We start from the raw sequence: 13,472 nt of genomic DNA, 5'->3' as shown, positions 1-13,472 counted from the left end.
ACCATGGCACGTTCACTCAAGAAGGGCCCGTTCGTCGATCACCACCTCGTCAAGAAGGTGGAGGCCGCGGCCGGCAGCAAGCGTCCGATCAAGACCTGGTCGCGACGTTCGATGATCCTGCCGGAGATGGTGGGTTTCACCATCGCCGTGCATAACGGCAAGAACCACGTTCCGGTGCTGGTCAACGAGAACATGGTCGGCCACAAGCTCGGCGAATTTGCCGTCACCCGGACCTTCAAGGGTCACGGTGGCGACAAGAAGTCGAGCCGGTAAGGAGAGATGACGATGGAAGCGAAAGCAATCCTGCGCACCGCGCGCATCTCCCCGCAGAAGGCCCGCCTGGTCGCTGACCAGGTGCGCGGTCTTTCCGCCGAGCGGGCGGTCAACCTGCTGAAGTTCTCGGACAAGAAGGCTGCCCACCTGATCAAGAAGGTGGTGGAGTCGGCGATCGCCAATGCCGAGAACAACCAGGGCGCGGATGTCGACGAGCTGAAGGTCAAGACCATCATGGTTGATGAAGGTCCGACCCTGAAGCGTTTCATGGCGCGGGCGAAAGGCCGCGGTACCCGCATCCTCAAGCGCACCAGCCACATCACTGTGGTTGTGGGCGCCGCCAAGTAAGCGGAAAGGAAAAGACGATGGGTCATAAAGTTCATCCGATCGGAATCCGCCTGGGTATCGCCAAGGACTGGAATTCCAAGTGGTACGCCAACAAGGGCGAGTTCGCCGGTTACCTGGCGGCCGACCTCAAGGTCCGCGAAATGCTGCGCAAGAAGCTGGCGCAGGCGGGCATCAGCAAGATCCTGATCGAGCGTCCGGCCAAGACCGCGCGCGTGACGATCCACACCGCCCGCCCGGGCGTGGTGATCGGCAAGCGCGGTGAGGACATCGAGAAGCTGCGGAAGGAAGTGAGCGAGATGATGGGCGTCCCCGCCCACATCAACGTCACCGAAGTGCGCAAGCCGGAGCTGGACGCGCAGCTGGTCGCCGAGTCGATCGCGCAGCAGCTGGAGCGTCGCATCATGTTCCGCCGCGCGATGAAGCGCTCGGTCGGCAACGCGATGCGCCTGGGTGCCTTGGGCATCAAGGTCAACGTCGCCGGCCGTCTGAACGGTGCGGAAATCGCCCGTTCCGAGTGGTACCGCGAAGGCCGCGTGCCGCTGCACACGCTGCGTGCCGACATCGACTACGGCTTCGCTGAAGCCAAGACGACCTACGGCATCATCGGCATCAAGGTCTGGATCTACAAGGGCGAGATCTTCGATTTCTCCCAGGTTGGCCAGGAAAAGCAGGACGATTCCCCGCGCAACGATCGTAATGATCGCGGCGACCGTGGCGACCGTCCGTCGCGTCCGGCCCGTGAAGCGAGGTAACGGCAATGTTGCAACCCAAGCGAACCAAATACCGCAAGATGCACAAGGGTCGTAACGACGGCCTGGCGTGGAGCGGAAACGCCGTCAGCTTCGGCGAGTACGGGCTGAAGGCCACGGCGCACGGTCAGCTGACCGCGCGCCAGATCGAAGCGGCGCGCCGCTCGATCAGCCGCTACGTCAAGCGCGGCGGCAAGATGTGGATCCGCGTGTTCCCGGACAAGCCGATCACCAAGAAGCCGATCGAAGTGCGAATGGGCTCCGGTAAGGGTAACGTCGAGTACTGGGTCGCGCAGATCCAGCCCGGTCGCATGATCTATGAAATCGAAGGTGTCGGCGAAGATGTCGCGCGCGAGGCGTTCCGCCTGGCCGCTGCCAAGCTTTCGGTGACCACCACCTTCGTGACCCGGACGGTACGCTGATGGACATCAAACAACTCCGCGAGAAGTCGGCCGACGATCTGAAGGCCCACCTGACCGATCTGCGCAAGGAGCAGTTCGCCCTGCGCATGCAGCAGGTCACCGGGCAGCTGCCGAAGACTCACGAAACCCGCCGGGTGCGCCGCGAGATCGCTCGCGTCAAGCACCTGCTCGGCAGCACGAAGTAAGGATGGCCGCGATGAGCGACAATAACGAAAGCAAGACGCTGCGCACGGTCGAAGGCCGTGTGGTCAGCAATAAGATGGACAAGACCGTCACCGTGCTGGTGGAGCGTCAGGTCAAGCATGCGCTGTACGGCAAGTACATCAAGCGCTCGACCAAGCTCCACGCCCACGATGCCGACAACGCCTGCAACGAAGGCGATGTCGTGCGCGTGACCGAGATTGCGCCGATGTCCAAGACCAAGAACTGGCGGGTGGTGGAAATCGTCACCCGCGCGGCCGAATAAGGGAGATCTGAATCATGATCCAGATGCAGAGCTACCTCGACGTCGCCGACAATTCCGGTGCCAAGGAAGTGATGTGCATCAAGGTGCTGGGCGGCTCCAAGCGCCGCTACGCGCACATTGGCGACATCATCAAGGTCACCGTCAAGGACGCGATCCCGCGCGGCAAGGTCAAGAAGGGCGAAGTCTACGACGCCGTCGTCGTGCGTACCCGCAAGGGTGTGCGTCGTCCGGACGGTTCGTTGATCCGCTTCGACGGCAACGCCGCGGTGTTGCTCAACAACAAGCAGGAGCCGATCGGCACGCGCATCTTCGGGCCTGTTACCCGCGAGCTGCGTTCCGAGAAGTTCATGAAGATCGTCTCGCTCGCTCCCGAAGTGCTGTGAGCGGAGGACATACACATGGCTAACCGTATCAAGAAGGGCGACCAGGTCGTCGTCACCACCGGCAAGGACAAGGGCAAGCAGGGCGAAGTCGTCCGCGTCGACGGCGACCGCGTGGTCGTCTCCAACGCGAACATCGTCAAGCGCCACACCAAGCCGAACCCGCAGGCGGGCGTCGCCGGCGGCGTGGTCGAGCGCGAAGCGTCGATCCATATTTCCAACGTGGCGATCGTCAACCCGGCGACGGGCAAGGGCGAGCGCGTTGGCTTCAAGGTGCTGGAGGATGGACGCAAACTGCGTGTGTTCCGCTCCAGCGGTGAGGCGCTCGACGCCTGAGGAATGACACAATGACTTCCCGTCTCGAAAAGATCTACAAGGAAGAAGTGGTACCGGCTCTGATGAAGAAGTTCGGTTACACCAATCCGATGGAAGTGCCGAAGCTGGTCAAGGTCACGCTGAACATGGGCGTGGGCGAGGCGGCGACGAACAAGAAGATCCTGGAAAACGCCGTCGCCGACATGGCCAAGGTCTCCGGTCAGAAGCCGGTGGTGACCAAGTCGCGCATCTCGGTGGCGTCGTTCAAGATCCGCGATGGCTGGCCGATCGGCTGCAAGACCACGCTGCGTCGCGCCAAGATGTACGAGTTCCTGGACCGCCTGATCAACATCTCGCTGCCGCGCGTGCGCGACTTCCGCGGTGTCTCGGGGCGTTCGTTCGACGGCCGCGGCAACTTCAACATGGGCGTGAAGGAGCAGATCATCTTCCCGGAAATCGACTTCGACGCCGTCGATGCGATCCGCGGTATGGATATCGCCATCACCACCACCGCCAAGACCGACGCCGAAGCCAAGGCGCTGCTCGAAGCGTTCAAGTTCCCGTTCCGTAACTGATTGACGCCGGGATTCGGGATTCGGGATTCGGGATGGAAGGGCGCATGCCCGCCACCCCGGGTTCCGCAAATCTCAAATCCCCAATCTCGAATCCCGAGGATTTACAGATGGCAAAGACCTCCATGGTCAACCGCGACATCAAGCGCAAGAAGCTGGCGAAGAAGTTCGCCGACAAGCGTGATGCGCTGAAGAAGATCATCGCCTCCGGCACCGCCTCGTACGACGAGAAGGCCGAGGCCGTGACCAAGCTGCAGAAGCTGCCGCGCGATTCGTCGCCGAGCCGCCAGCGTACCCGTTGCGAACTGTCCGGCCGCCCGCGTGGCGTGTACAGCAAGTTCGGCCTGGGCCGCAACATGCTGCGCAAGGCGACCATGAACGGCGACGTTCCGGGCCTGCGCAAGGCCAGCTGGTAATTCCAGCGGCGCCGGTCCCGTTCGCGGGGCCGGGCAGGGCGGTCTGACCGCCCACTTGTCGTTCAGACAACGAGTCCGACGCAAGTCGGACTTTTTGTCGTATACTCCCGCTCCTTGCCTCGCGGCAGGGACGGGTATGGCAGCCGCCGCGGGTTTCTCCGGCGGTTGCGCGCTTCACCCCCTGCGTCATTCCACCGCTCCACCACACAAGATTTTCGCGAAAGCGGATATCGGTGCACTCAAAGGTAGACACCATGAGCATGACTGATCCCATCGCCGACCTGCTGGTCCGCATCAAGAATGCGGCCGCGGTTGGCAAGCCGACGGTGAAAATGCCGTCCTCCAAGATCAAGGTTGCGATCGCGGAAGTGCTGAAGGCCGAAGGCTACATCAGCGATCTGCGCGTCAACGCGATCGAGAACAACAAGTCCGAACTGGAAATCGTGCTGAAGTATTTCGAGGGCCGCCCGGTCATCGATACGCTCAAGCGCGTTTCGCGTTCGGGTCTGCGCCAGTATCGCGGCAAGACCGAGCTGCCGAAGGTTCTCGGCGGTCTGGGCGTTGCCATCATTTCCACGTCCAAGGGCATCATGACCGATGCGCAGGCCCGTCAGGCCGGCGTCGGTGGCGAAGTCCTGTGCTTCGTGGCCTAAGGGAAGGAGCACTCACATGTCCCGCGTAGCCAAGAAGCCGATCTCCCTCCCGAAGGGCGTCGAACTCACCGTCCAGGCCGATCAGTTCAGCGTCAAGGGCCCGAAGGGCACCCTGTCGCTTGCCAAGCCGGCCGGTGTCGAAATCAAGCAGGAAAACGGTGTCGCCACGCTGTCGGCGAACGATCCGTCGCACATCGCGATCACCGGCACCGTCCGCGCCATCCTGGCGAACATGGTGCAGGGCGTGTCCGCGGGCTTCGAGCGCAAGCTCGAGCTGGTGGGCGTCGGCTACCGCGCCACGATGCAGGGCAAGGACCTGAGCCTGGCGCTCGGTTTCTCGCACCCGATCGTGTTCGTCGCGCCGGAGGGCATCACCCTGACCGCGCCGACGCAGACCGAGATCCTGGTGCAGGGCGCCGACAAGCAGCGCGTCGGCGAAGTCGCCGCCAAGATCCGCGGTTTCCGTCCGCCGGAGCCCTACAAGGGCAAGGGTGTGAAGTACGCCGGTGAAGCCATCATTCGCAAGGAAGCCAAGAAGGCCTAAGCCAGGTTCTTCCGCCAGGAGTCCGGCCTTGCGAGGCCGGGTTCCCCACGAACGCCTCGCTTCCTTCAGCTTCCGTAGGACACAGACATGACCATCAACAAGAACATCGCCCGCCTGCGTCGCGCCAAGTCGACCCGCGCTCACATCCGCGAGCTCGGCGTCGCCCGCCTGTCGGTGCTGCGCACCGGCCAGCACCTGTACGCGCAGGTCTTCACCGCCGACGGTTCCAAGGTGCTCGCTGCGGCGAACACCCTGCAGGCCGACGTCAAGGACGGCCTGAAGAACGGCAAGAACAGCGACGCCGCCGCCAAGGTCGGCAAGCTGATCGCCGAGCGCGCCAAGGCCGCGGGCGTCGAGAAGGTCGCCTTCGACCGCTCGGGCTACCGCTACCACGGCCGCATCAAGGCGCTGGCCGACGCCGCGCGCGAAGGCGGCCTGCAGTTCTGATCCTTGCGGGTGCGGCACTGCCGCGCCCGTCCCGTCGATGCGGGGTGCATCGGACCTTGGCGCGCCTTCTGCGCGCGCCCGGGGAACACGGCTCCAGACCACAACTCCAAGCGGCAACGAAGCCGTAAATCTTTTCCTCTATCAAGGGCATCACAATGGCTGAAGAACAGCGTGCACCGCGGGGTCGTGATCGCGACCGCAACCGCGAAGAGAAAGTCGACGACGGCATGATCGAGAAGCTGGTCGCGGTCAACCGCGTCAGCAAGACGGTCAAGGGCGGTCGCCAGTTCACCTTCACCGCGCTGACCGTGGTCGGCGACGGCAACGGCAAGATCGGCTTCGGTTACGGCAAGGCGCGCGAAGTGCCGGTCGCGATCCAGAAGTCGATGGAGTATGCGCGCAAGGGCATGCTCAACATCGATCTGAACAACGGCACCCTGTGGCACCCGGTGAAGTCCGGCCACGGCGCGGCGCGCGTGTTCATGATGCCGGCCTCGGAAGGTACCGGCGTGATCGCCGGCGGCGCGATGCGCGCCGTGCTGGAAGCGGTGGGCGTGAAGAACGTGCTGGCCAAGGCCGTCGGCTCGCGCAACCCGATCAACCTGGTGCGCGCGACTCTGCGCGGCCTGGAAGACATGCAGTCGCCGTCGCGCATCGCGGCCAAGCGCGGCAAGAAGGTGGAGGATCTGACCCATGGCTAATGAATCCACCAAGACGGTGAAGGTGCGCCTGGTGCGCGGCCTGCGTGGTACCCAGTCGCGTCACCGCCTGTCGGTGCGTGCCCTGGGCCTGAACAAGCTCAACGATGTGCGCGAACTGAAGGACAGCCCGCAAGTGCGCGGCCTGATCAACAAGGTTCAGTACCTCGTCCAGGTTGAGGAGTAATCGACCATGACTTTGCATCTGAATGATCTGAAGCCCGCGCCGGGCGCGCGCACCGAGCGCACCCGCGTCGGTCGCGGCATCGGTTCCGGCCTGGGCAAGACCGCCGGCCGCGGCCACAAGGGTTCGTTCGCGCGCAAGGGCGGCGGCAAGATCAAGGCTGGCTTCGAAGGCGGCCAGACCCCCATGCAGCGCCGTCTGCCGAAGATCGGCTTCCGTTCGAAGATGGCCAAGGACACTGCCGAAGTGCTGTCCTACCAGCTCGACAACCTGCCGGCCGGCGAGATCGATTTCGCTGCGCTGCGCGCCGCGAAGCTGGTCCCGAGCACCGCGAAGAAGGCCAAGGTGGTCCTGAAGGGCGAACTGACCAAGAAGTTCGTGCTGAAGGGTGTCGCCGCGACCGCCGGTGCCAAGGCGGCAATCGAAGCTGCCGGCGGCAGCGTGCAGGAGTAACACGCAGATGGCGCAGGCTGGCATGGGTAACCTCGGCGGCGGGCTCGGCAAGTTCACGGAACTTCGCCAGCGCCTGTTGTTCGTTCTCGGCGCATTGATCGTCTATCGCATCGGCTGCTACGTGCCGGTGCCGGGCGTCAATCCCGAAGCCATGCTTGCGCTGATGCAGGCGCAGGGCGGCGGCATCGTGGACATGTTCAACATGTTCTCGGGCGGCGCCCTGCACCGTTTCAGCATCTTCGCGCTGAACGTGATGCCGTACATCTCGGCATCGATCGTGATCCAGCTGGCCACGCACATCTTCCCGTCGCTGAAGGCGATGCAGAAGGAAGGCGAGTCGGGCCGACGCAAGATCACCCAGTATTCGCGCATCGGCGCGGTGCTGCTGGCGGTGGTGCAGGGCGGCAGTATCGCCCTGGCGCTGCAGAACCAGACCGCACCGGGCGGCGCGCCGGTGGTGTACGCCCCCGGCATGGGCTTCGTGCTCACCGCGGTGATCGCGCTGACCGCCGGCACCATCTTCCTGATGTGGGTCGGCGAGCAGGTGACCGAGCGCGGCATCGGCAACGGCGTCTCGCTGATCATCTTCGCCGGCATCGTCGCCGGCCTGCCGGCAGCGGCGATCCAGACCGTGGAGTCCTTCCGCGACGGCAACCTGAGCTTCATCGCGTTGCTGCTGATCGTGCTGACCATCCTCGCCTTCACCCTGTTCGTGGTGTTCGTCGAGCGCGGACAACGGCGGATCACGGTGAACTACGCGCGCCGCCAGGGCGGTCGCAACGCGTACATGAACCAGACCTCGTTCCTGCCGCTGAAGCTCAACATGGCCGGCGTGATCCCGCCGATCTTCGCCTCGAGCATCCTCGCCTTCCCGGCGACGCTGTCGATGTGGTCGGGCCAGGCCGCCTCCAACAGCACCTTCGGCAGCGTGCTGCAGCGCATCGCCAATGCGCTCGGTCCCGGCGAACCGGTGCACATGATCGTGTTCGCTGCGCTGATCATCGGCTTCGCGTTCTTCTACACGGCGCTGGTGTTCAACTCGCAGGAAACCGCGGACAACCTGAAGAAGTCCGGCGCGCTGATTCCGGGCATCCGTCCGGGCAAGGCCACCGCCGACTACGTCGACGGCGTGCTGACCCGCCTGACCGCGGCCGGCTCGGTGTACCTGGTGATCGTGTGTCTGCTGCCGGAAGTGATGCGCGCCCAGCTCGGCACCTCGTTCCACTTCGGCGGCACCTCGCTGCTGATCGCGGTCGTGGTGGTGATGGACTTCATCGCGCAGATCCAAGCGCACCTGATGTCGCACCAGTACGAAAGCCTGTTGAAGAAGGCCAACCTCAAGGGTGGCTCGCGCGGCGGCGGTTTTGCCCGGGGTTGATTGCTATACTGTTTGAATCCTTCCGCGAAGACGCCCCCGGTTCCCGGGCGCAGTCTTCCGACTTGAAGGGCGGCCCGTGCAGCGGTCTCGTGCGCGGGTGAGACGTGGTGGTCCTGCGCTGGAGTAGCGCGGGCGGCGGGGTGGAGGTTTCTCCCTGTCAACGACGTCCGGCGCCGGAGCATGGGCACACTCCCCATGCCGGGCTTGCGGAACCTCAGGTTCCGCAGGCTTCCATGTAACCCGAGACCTTGCTAGACTTACAAGTTCACTTTTTGATCCATCCTGCCGGATGGCGCCGTGGTGCGCCGTCGGGCCATCACTCAGTTGGAGAACCGCGTCATGGCGCGTATTGCAGGCGTCAACCTGCCAGCCCAGAAGCACGTCTGGGTCGGGTTGCAAAGCATCTACGGCATCGGCCGTACCCGTTCGAAGAAGGTCTGCGAAGCCGCAGGCGTGACCTCGACCACCAAGATCCGCGACCTGTCCGAGCCGGAAATCGAGCGCCTGCGTCTCGAAGTCGGCAAGTACATCGTCGAAGGCGACCTGCGTCGCGAAATCGGCATCGCCATCAAGCGACTGATGGACCTGGGCTGCTACCGCGGCCTGCGTCACCGTCGTGGCCTGCCCCTGCGCGGTCAGCGCACCCGTACCAACGCCCGCACCCGCAAGGGCCCGCGCAAGGCGATCAGGAAGTAAGGGACCGACATGGCTAAGCCCGCAGCAGCAAAGACCAAGAAGAAGATCAAGCGCGTCGTCACCGACGGCGTCGCCCACGTCCACGCTTCGTTCAACAACACCATCGTGACCATCACCGACCGTCAGGGCAATGCGTTGTCCTGGGCGACCTCCGGTGGCGCCGGTTTCCGCGGTTCGCGCAAGTCCACGCCGTTCGCGGCGCAGGTTGCCGCCGAGAAGGCCGGGCGCGCTGCGCTCGACTACGGCGTGAAGTCGCTGGAAGTGCGCATCAAGGGCCCGGGTCCGGGTCGCGAGTCCGCCGTCCGTTCGTTGAACAACGTCGGATACAAGATCACCAACATCATCGACGTGACGCCGATCCCGCACAACGGGTGCCGTCCGCCGAAGAAGCGTCGCGTCTAAAGGAGCGATAAGAAATGGCTCGTTATATCGGTCCTACCTGTAAGCTCGCGCGCCGCGAAGGCGCCGATCTTTCCCTCAAGAGCCCGGCGCGTGCGCTGGACTCCAAGTGCAAGCTGGAGCAGAAGCCCGGCCAGCACGGCGCGACTGCCCGCAAGGGCAAGCTGTCCGACTACGCCACCCAGCTGCGCGAAAAGCAGAAGGTCAAGCGTATCTACGGCCTGCTGGAGCGTCAGTTCCGCAACTACTACAAGAAGGCCTCGACCAAGAAGGGCAACACCGGCGAGAACCTGCTGCAGCTGCTGGAAACCCGCCTGGACAACGTCGTCTACCGCATGGGCTTCGCCGTCACCCGTCCGGCCGCGCGCCAGCTGGTGTCGCACCGTGGCGTGCTGGTCAACGGCAAGTCGGTGAACCTGGCCTCGTACCAGGTCAAGGCCGGCGACGCGATCGCCCTGTCGGAAAAGGCGCAGAAGCAGCTTCGCGTGCAGGAAGCGCTGACCGTTGCCGAAACGCACGACCTGAACCCGTCGTGGGTCGAGGTCGATTCGAAGAAGTTCAGCGGCATCTTCAAGGCCGTGCCGGACCGTGCGGACCTGCCTGCCGACATCAACGAAGCGCTGATCGTCGAGTTGTATTCGAAGTAATCACATCGGAGAGCCTCCGGTCCACGGAGGCTCGTCAGGAGAACCCGCAACATGACGGTTACCGCCAACCAGGTTCTGCGCCCCCGTGGGCCGCAGATCGAACGCCTTACCGACAACCGCGCCAAGGTCGTGATCGAGCCCTTGGAGCGCGGGTATGGGCATACGCTGGGCAATGCCCTGCGTCGCGTGCTGCTGTCCTCGATTCCCGGCTTCGCGATCACCGAAGTCGAGATCGACGGCGTGCTGCACGAGTACACCACGGTCGAAGGGCTGCAGGAGGACGTGCTGGAAGTCCTGCTGAACCTCAAGGACGTGGCCATCCGCATGCATACCGGTGACAGCGCCACGCTGTCGCTGTCCAAGCAGGGTCCGGGCACGGTCACTGCCGCCGACATCAAGACCGACCACAACGTCGAGATCCTCAACAACGAACACGTGATCTGCCACCTGACCAAGGACACGGCGATCAACATGCGTCTGAAGATCGAGCGTGGCTTCGGCTACCAGCCGGCCGCCGCGCGTCGCCGTCCGGACGAAGAGACCCGCACCATCGGTCGCCTGGTCCTGGACGCCTCGTTCTCGCCGGTGCGCCGCGTCGCCTACGCGGTCGAATCGGCCCGCGTCGAGCAGCGTACCGACCTGGACAAGCTGGTCCTGGACATCGAAACCAACGGCACGATCGATGCCGAGGAAGCCGTGCGCACCGCCGCCGACATCCTCAGCGACCAGCTGTCGGTGTTCGGCGACTTCACCCATCGCGACCGTGGCGCGGCCAAGCCGGCCAGCAATGGCGTGGATCCGGTGCTGCTGCGTCCGATCGACGATCTGGAACTGACCGTGCGTTCGGCCAACTGCCTGAAGGCCGAGAGCATCTACTACATCGGCGATCTGATCCAGAAGACCGAAGTCGAGCTGCTCAAGACCCCGAACCTGGGCAAGAAGTCGCTCACCGAGATCAAGGAAGTGCTGGCCCAGCGTGGCCTGTCGCTCGGCATGAAGCTGGAGAACTGGCCGCCGGCCGGCGTCGCCCAGCACGGCATGCTCGGCTGAGTTTGCGCATCCGGCCGGTGCCGCAAGGCATCGGCCGCATGTCGTTCGCTTCATCCGCACCACCACGTCGACGGGTCAAAGCCCGCGGCGTCGCCCGGTCAGGGACGGCCGGCAAGGACCATCCGCAGTCCACTTTCAACGCCACGACGGCGACAGCGATCTCCAACAGTCACACTCTTTCATAGGAATCCCAACCCATGCGTCACCAGAAATCCGGCCGCAAGTTCAGCCGCACCAGCGCGCACCGCGAAGCGATGTTCAAGAACATGGCGGCGTCGCTGATCAAGCACGAACTGATCAAGACCACCCTGCCGAAGGCCAAGGAACTGCGCCGCGTCGCCGAGCCGCTGATCACCCTGGCCAAGGTCGACAACGTCGCCAACCGCCGCCTGGCGTTCGCCCGCCTGCGCGACAAGGAAGCGGTCGGCACCCTGTTCACCACGCTGGGCCCGCGCTACCAGGCGCGCCCGGGCGGCTACCTGCGCATCCTCAAGTGCGGCTTCCGCGCCGGCGACAATGCGCCGATGGCGTACGTCGAACTGGTCGATCGCCCGGCCGTGGCCGAGGAAGTGGCCGAGTAATCGGTTCGCGTCTGCAGCAGCAAGAAGCCCGGCATGTCCGGGCTTTTTTGTTGTTGGGGCCGGGATTGGGGAGTCGCGATTGGGGATTGGGAGAGCATGCTCGCCGTGCGGGCGAGGGCGACCAACAGCGCCATGACACATGGTGATGGGGCGCACGATCGCGGATAATGCGCGGATCGTCGATGCGAGTTCGAGTCCGATGAATCCGTTACGCTGGGGTTTCCGCGCGCAGTTCCTGCTCGGCTTTCTGATCTGCGCCGGCTTGCTGGGCTATGCGATTTTCGTGCAATACCGGCTGGGCATCGAGCCGTGCCCGCTGTGCATCTTCCAGCGCATCGCGTTCGCGGCGCTGGGCGTGCTGTTCCTACTCGGCGCCCTGCACGGGCCGCGCAGCGCTGGCGGGCGCAAGCTCTACGGCGTCCTGGCGTTCCTGGCCGCGATGGTGGGCGCCGGCATCTCCACCAAGCACGTCTCGGTGCAGCTGTTCCCGGACCCGATGGCGTCCTGCGGCCCGCCGCTGAGCTTCCTGCGCGAGACCATGGGGCCGTTCGAGGTGCTGCGCCGGGTGCTGACCGGTACCGGCGACTGCGGCAACATCGACTGGCGCTTCCTGGGCCTGTCGATGCCGATGTGGTGCCTGATCTGCTTCGTGCTGCTGGCGGTGTTCGCGCTGTATGCGGGCTTCAAGAGCCGGCGACGCACGCTGATCTGACGGTTCCCCTGCTGTGCGCTGATCGCTCATCCTTATGGCGCCTGGCGTCAGAGCTGCTTGACGCCGAGATGGGCAGAGCGGACACACGCCGCCGCGCCACGACGTTGTCCATCCGATTGGGCAACATCCTGCTGTGTTGCCCGCGATTGGCGATCCGCTCTCTCGCCTGCCTGCCTCAATGCGCCGCGCTGGCCTGTGGCAGCGCCTGCGCGCTTGTAGCCTGCGGGATGACCTGGGCCAGGAACGCTGCCACCGGCCTGGCCCACACCGACGGATCGGCCTGGGCGAAGGTCTTGTGGCCATCGTCGCCGAAGGGCGGCAGATCGGCGAAGGTCACCGGCGGCGTCGAGCCGGCGCGGTAGGCCGCATACATGCGGTGCGCCAGTTCGCGCCGAAAGAAGTGATCGTTCGCGGCGTACAGCCAAAGCTGCGGCAGTGTGTTGGCCGCGCCGAGGGTCTTTTCTGCTTCGACCAGGCGGTCCTCGCCGGCGCAGATGACCTCCTTGCCATTGCTGCCGCGCCCGCCGGCGAAGCTGATGACGCCACGCACGCCCGGCGGCGGCGCATCGGCCAGGGCCACCGCGCCGAGGCCGCCGGCGGACTGGCCGACCACCACGATGCGCTGCGGGTCCACGCCGGGAAGGCGTGCGGCGGCGTCGACGATCGCCGTTTCGGCCGCGGCGATCTTGCGCCCGGCGACGACGAAATCGGCATCGTGGCAGTTGCCGGCGCCTTCCAGATAGGTGCCGCTTGAACTGCCGTAGCCAGGCCGTAAGGCGAGCACCACCATGTAGCCACGGGCGGCGAACCAGCGCGCGGCGCGGGCGAAACCGAGGCGGGTGTCGGCCAGCTTGCGCTTGTCCGCCGGAGTGCCGTGATGGATGATGATCAGCGGAAATGGGCCGGGGCCCGCGGGGCGATACACGCGGGCGGCGAGATCGTAGTCGACCCCTTGCACGACGACCGGCATTCGGAAGTCGGTGACGCTTTCGGCGTGTGCCGTCGACGGTGCGGCGATGGCGAGAATGGTGGCCGCGACGATGGTGGCGAACAGATGTTTGAGCATGCGCGAGACCTGCCTGGACGGGA

General features: G+C 64.8%; 24 protein-coding genes. 23 read left to right on the top strand and 1 reads right to left on the bottom strand.

What is annotated here, in order from left to right:
* Positions 1-3: 3 nt before the first annotated feature.
* The 23 genes from rpsS to QN245_RS16645 all read left to right on the top strand — a co-directional run bounded on the left by rpsS (position 4) and on the right by QN245_RS16645 (position 12,383).
* Positions 4-273, top strand: a complete 270-nt coding sequence (gene rpsS / locus QN245_RS16755; protein ID WP_003470666.1) for a 30S ribosomal protein S19 — start codon at positions 4-6, stop codon at positions 271-273.
* Between the two features lie 12 nt (positions 274-285).
* On the top strand, positions 286-621 hold the full coding sequence (gene rplV / locus QN245_RS16750; protein WP_003470663.1) for a 50S ribosomal protein L22: 336 nt from the start codon (positions 286-288) through the stop codon (positions 619-621).
* Between the two features lie 17 nt (positions 622-638).
* A complete protein-coding gene (gene rpsC / locus QN245_RS16745; protein WP_160967009.1) occupies positions 639-1,373 on the top strand; it encodes a 30S ribosomal protein S3 in 735 nt (244 codons plus the stop codon).
* Between the two features lie 5 nt (positions 1,374-1,378).
* Complete coding sequence (gene rplP, locus QN245_RS16740; protein WP_003470657.1) at positions 1,379-1,792, top strand: 50S ribosomal protein L16; 414 nt, start codon at positions 1,379-1,381, stop codon at positions 1,790-1,792.
* Positions 1,792-1,977 carry a 50S ribosomal protein L29 gene (rpmC, locus tag QN245_RS16735; protein ID WP_010341597.1) on the top strand — a complete coding sequence of 62 codons (186 nt, stop codon included), beginning with the start codon at positions 1,792-1,794 and terminating at the stop codon, positions 1,975-1,977. Before rplP ends, rpmC begins: the two co-directional genes overlap by 1 nt.
* A gap of 11 nt (positions 1,978-1,988) precedes the next feature.
* Complete coding sequence (rpsQ, locus tag QN245_RS16730; protein WP_010341599.1) at positions 1,989-2,258, top strand: 30S ribosomal protein S17; 270 nt, start codon at positions 1,989-1,991, stop codon at positions 2,256-2,258.
* A gap of 14 nt (positions 2,259-2,272) precedes the next feature.
* A complete protein-coding gene (gene rplN, locus QN245_RS16725; protein WP_003486699.1) occupies positions 2,273-2,641 on the top strand; it encodes a 50S ribosomal protein L14 in 369 nt (122 codons plus the stop codon).
* Between the two features lie 15 nt (positions 2,642-2,656).
* A complete protein-coding gene (gene rplX, locus QN245_RS16720; RefSeq protein ID WP_160967011.1) occupies positions 2,657-2,974 on the top strand; it encodes a 50S ribosomal protein L24 in 318 nt (105 codons plus the stop codon).
* An 11-nt stretch (positions 2,975-2,985) separates the two neighbouring features.
* Entirely contained in the window at positions 2,986-3,528 is a 543-nt protein-coding gene (gene rplE, locus QN245_RS16715; RefSeq protein ID WP_010341606.1) for a 50S ribosomal protein L5, read from the top strand.
* Positions 3,529-3,635: 107 nt separating this feature from the next.
* The gene (gene rpsN / locus QN245_RS16710) at positions 3,636-3,941 is read left to right on the top strand and encodes a 30S ribosomal protein S14 (protein ID WP_160967013.1); all 306 of its coding nucleotides are present in this window, start codon (positions 3,636-3,638) and stop codon (positions 3,939-3,941) included.
* A gap of 254 nt (positions 3,942-4,195) precedes the next feature.
* Positions 4,196-4,594 (top strand): 30S ribosomal protein S8, encoded by a 399-nt coding sequence (gene rpsH, locus QN245_RS16705; protein WP_010340446.1) that lies wholly within the window; start codon positions 4,196-4,198, stop codon positions 4,592-4,594.
* Positions 4,595-4,610: 16 nt separating this feature from the next.
* Entirely contained in the window at positions 4,611-5,138 is a 528-nt protein-coding gene (gene rplF, locus QN245_RS16700) for a 50S ribosomal protein L6 (protein WP_160967015.1), read from the top strand.
* 87 nt (positions 5,139-5,225) lie between these two features.
* The gene (rplR, locus tag QN245_RS16695) at positions 5,226-5,585 is read left to right on the top strand and encodes a 50S ribosomal protein L18 (protein ID WP_160967017.1); all 360 of its coding nucleotides are present in this window, start codon (positions 5,226-5,228) and stop codon (positions 5,583-5,585) included.
* Positions 5,586-5,740: 155 nt separating this feature from the next.
* The gene (gene rpsE / locus QN245_RS16690; RefSeq protein WP_160967019.1) at positions 5,741-6,286 is read left to right on the top strand and encodes a 30S ribosomal protein S5; all 546 of its coding nucleotides are present in this window, start codon (positions 5,741-5,743) and stop codon (positions 6,284-6,286) included.
* Entirely contained in the window at positions 6,279-6,470 is a 192-nt protein-coding gene (gene rpmD, locus QN245_RS16685; protein WP_010340450.1) for a 50S ribosomal protein L30, read from the top strand. Before rpsE ends, rpmD begins: the two co-directional genes overlap by 8 nt.
* Positions 6,471-6,476: 6 nt before the next feature.
* Positions 6,477-6,920 carry a 50S ribosomal protein L15 gene (gene rplO, locus QN245_RS16680; RefSeq protein ID WP_010340451.1) on the top strand — a complete coding sequence of 148 codons (444 nt, stop codon included), beginning with the start codon at positions 6,477-6,479 and terminating at the stop codon, positions 6,918-6,920.
* 7 nt (positions 6,921-6,927) lie between these two features.
* Positions 6,928-8,298, top strand: a complete 1,371-nt coding sequence (secY, locus tag QN245_RS16675; RefSeq protein ID WP_160967021.1) for a preprotein translocase subunit SecY — start codon at positions 6,928-6,930, stop codon at positions 8,296-8,298.
* A 339-nt stretch (positions 8,299-8,637) separates the two neighbouring features.
* Positions 8,638-8,994, top strand: coding sequence for a 30S ribosomal protein S13 (rpsM, locus tag QN245_RS16670; RefSeq protein WP_160967083.1), 357 nt, complete (start codon positions 8,638-8,640; stop codon positions 8,992-8,994).
* Between the two features lie 9 nt (positions 8,995-9,003).
* Entirely contained in the window at positions 9,004-9,396 is a 393-nt protein-coding gene (gene rpsK, locus QN245_RS16665) for a 30S ribosomal protein S11 (protein ID WP_003470632.1), read from the top strand.
* A gap of 14 nt (positions 9,397-9,410) precedes the next feature.
* Positions 9,411-10,040: a 30S ribosomal protein S4 gene (gene rpsD, locus QN245_RS16660; protein WP_010340454.1), complete on the top strand. Its 630-nt coding sequence runs from the start codon at positions 9,411-9,413 to the stop codon at positions 10,038-10,040.
* Between the two features lie 51 nt (positions 10,041-10,091).
* Positions 10,092-11,090: a DNA-directed RNA polymerase subunit alpha gene (locus tag QN245_RS16655; RefSeq protein WP_317843705.1), complete on the top strand. Its 999-nt coding sequence runs from the start codon at positions 10,092-10,094 to the stop codon at positions 11,088-11,090.
* Between the two features lie 197 nt (positions 11,091-11,287).
* Positions 11,288-11,671 carry a 50S ribosomal protein L17 gene (gene rplQ / locus QN245_RS16650; RefSeq protein ID WP_010340456.1) on the top strand — a complete coding sequence of 128 codons (384 nt, stop codon included), beginning with the start codon at positions 11,288-11,290 and terminating at the stop codon, positions 11,669-11,671.
* 199 nt (positions 11,672-11,870) lie between these two features.
* On the top strand, positions 11,871-12,383 hold the full coding sequence (locus QN245_RS16645; protein ID WP_160967023.1) for a disulfide bond formation protein B: 513 nt from the start codon (positions 11,871-11,873) through the stop codon (positions 12,381-12,383).
* Between the two features lie 175 nt (positions 12,384-12,558).
* Here the strand turns inward: QN245_RS16645 and QN245_RS16640 are convergent, their stop codons facing one another.
* On the bottom strand, positions 12,559-13,449 hold the full coding sequence (locus tag QN245_RS16640) for an alpha/beta hydrolase family protein (protein WP_317843704.1): 891 nt from the start codon (positions 13,447-13,449) through the stop codon (positions 12,559-12,561).
* Between the last annotated feature and the right edge of the window lie 23 nt (positions 13,450-13,472).

The organism is Xanthomonas rydalmerensis, assembly GCF_033170385.1.
Lineage (GTDB): Bacteria > Pseudomonadota > Gammaproteobacteria > Xanthomonadales > Xanthomonadaceae > Xanthomonas_A > Xanthomonas_A rydalmerensis.
Note: the sequence above shows the minus strand (reverse complement) of the source record. Positions and strands in the feature narration are given on the sequence as shown.

Excerpts from the sequence above, each read along its gene's own strand:
- rpsS (WP_003470666.1), top strand. The coding sequence starts at position 4 with ATGGCACGTTCACTCAAGAAGGGCCCGTTCGTCGATCACCACCTCGTC.
- rplV (WP_003470663.1), top strand. The coding sequence starts at position 286 with ATGGAAGCGAAAGCAATCCTGCGCACCGCGCGCATCTCCCCGCAGAAG.
- rpsC (WP_160967009.1), top strand. The coding sequence starts at position 639 with ATGGGTCATAAAGTTCATCCGATCGGAATCCGCCTGGGTATCGCCAAG.
- rplP (WP_003470657.1), top strand. The coding sequence starts at position 1,379 with ATGTTGCAACCCAAGCGAACCAAATACCGCAAGATGCACAAGGGTCGT.
- rpmC (WP_010341597.1), top strand. The coding sequence starts at position 1,792 with ATGGACATCAAACAACTCCGCGAGAAGTCGGCCGACGATCTGAAGGCC.
- rpsQ (WP_010341599.1), top strand. The coding sequence starts at position 1,989 with ATGAGCGACAATAACGAAAGCAAGACGCTGCGCACGGTCGAAGGCCGT.
- rplN (WP_003486699.1), top strand. The coding sequence starts at position 2,273 with ATGATCCAGATGCAGAGCTACCTCGACGTCGCCGACAATTCCGGTGCC.
- rplX (WP_160967011.1), top strand. The coding sequence starts at position 2,657 with ATGGCTAACCGTATCAAGAAGGGCGACCAGGTCGTCGTCACCACCGGC.
- rplE (WP_010341606.1), top strand. The coding sequence starts at position 2,986 with ATGACTTCCCGTCTCGAAAAGATCTACAAGGAAGAAGTGGTACCGGCT.
- rpsN (WP_160967013.1), top strand. The coding sequence starts at position 3,636 with ATGGCAAAGACCTCCATGGTCAACCGCGACATCAAGCGCAAGAAGCTG.
- rpsH (WP_010340446.1), top strand. The coding sequence starts at position 4,196 with ATGAGCATGACTGATCCCATCGCCGACCTGCTGGTCCGCATCAAGAAT.
- rplF (WP_160967015.1), top strand. The coding sequence starts at position 4,611 with ATGTCCCGCGTAGCCAAGAAGCCGATCTCCCTCCCGAAGGGCGTCGAA.
- rplR (WP_160967017.1), top strand. The coding sequence starts at position 5,226 with ATGACCATCAACAAGAACATCGCCCGCCTGCGTCGCGCCAAGTCGACC.
- rpsE (WP_160967019.1), top strand. The coding sequence starts at position 5,741 with ATGGCTGAAGAACAGCGTGCACCGCGGGGTCGTGATCGCGACCGCAAC.
- rpmD (WP_010340450.1), top strand. The coding sequence starts at position 6,279 with ATGGCTAATGAATCCACCAAGACGGTGAAGGTGCGCCTGGTGCGCGGC.
- rplO (WP_010340451.1), top strand. The coding sequence starts at position 6,477 with ATGACTTTGCATCTGAATGATCTGAAGCCCGCGCCGGGCGCGCGCACC.
- secY (WP_160967021.1), top strand. The coding sequence starts at position 6,928 with ATGGCGCAGGCTGGCATGGGTAACCTCGGCGGCGGGCTCGGCAAGTTC.
- rpsM (WP_160967083.1), top strand. The coding sequence starts at position 8,638 with ATGGCGCGTATTGCAGGCGTCAACCTGCCAGCCCAGAAGCACGTCTGG.
- rpsK (WP_003470632.1), top strand. The coding sequence starts at position 9,004 with ATGGCTAAGCCCGCAGCAGCAAAGACCAAGAAGAAGATCAAGCGCGTC.
- rpsD (WP_010340454.1), top strand. The coding sequence starts at position 9,411 with ATGGCTCGTTATATCGGTCCTACCTGTAAGCTCGCGCGCCGCGAAGGC.
- QN245_RS16655 (WP_317843705.1), top strand. The coding sequence starts at position 10,092 with ATGACGGTTACCGCCAACCAGGTTCTGCGCCCCCGTGGGCCGCAGATC.
- rplQ (WP_010340456.1), top strand. The coding sequence starts at position 11,288 with ATGCGTCACCAGAAATCCGGCCGCAAGTTCAGCCGCACCAGCGCGCAC.
- QN245_RS16645 (WP_160967023.1), top strand. The coding sequence starts at position 11,871 with ATGAATCCGTTACGCTGGGGTTTCCGCGCGCAGTTCCTGCTCGGCTTT.
- QN245_RS16640 (WP_317843704.1), bottom strand. The coding sequence starts at position 13,449 with ATGCTCAAACATCTGTTCGCCACCATCGTCGCGGCCACCATTCTCGCC.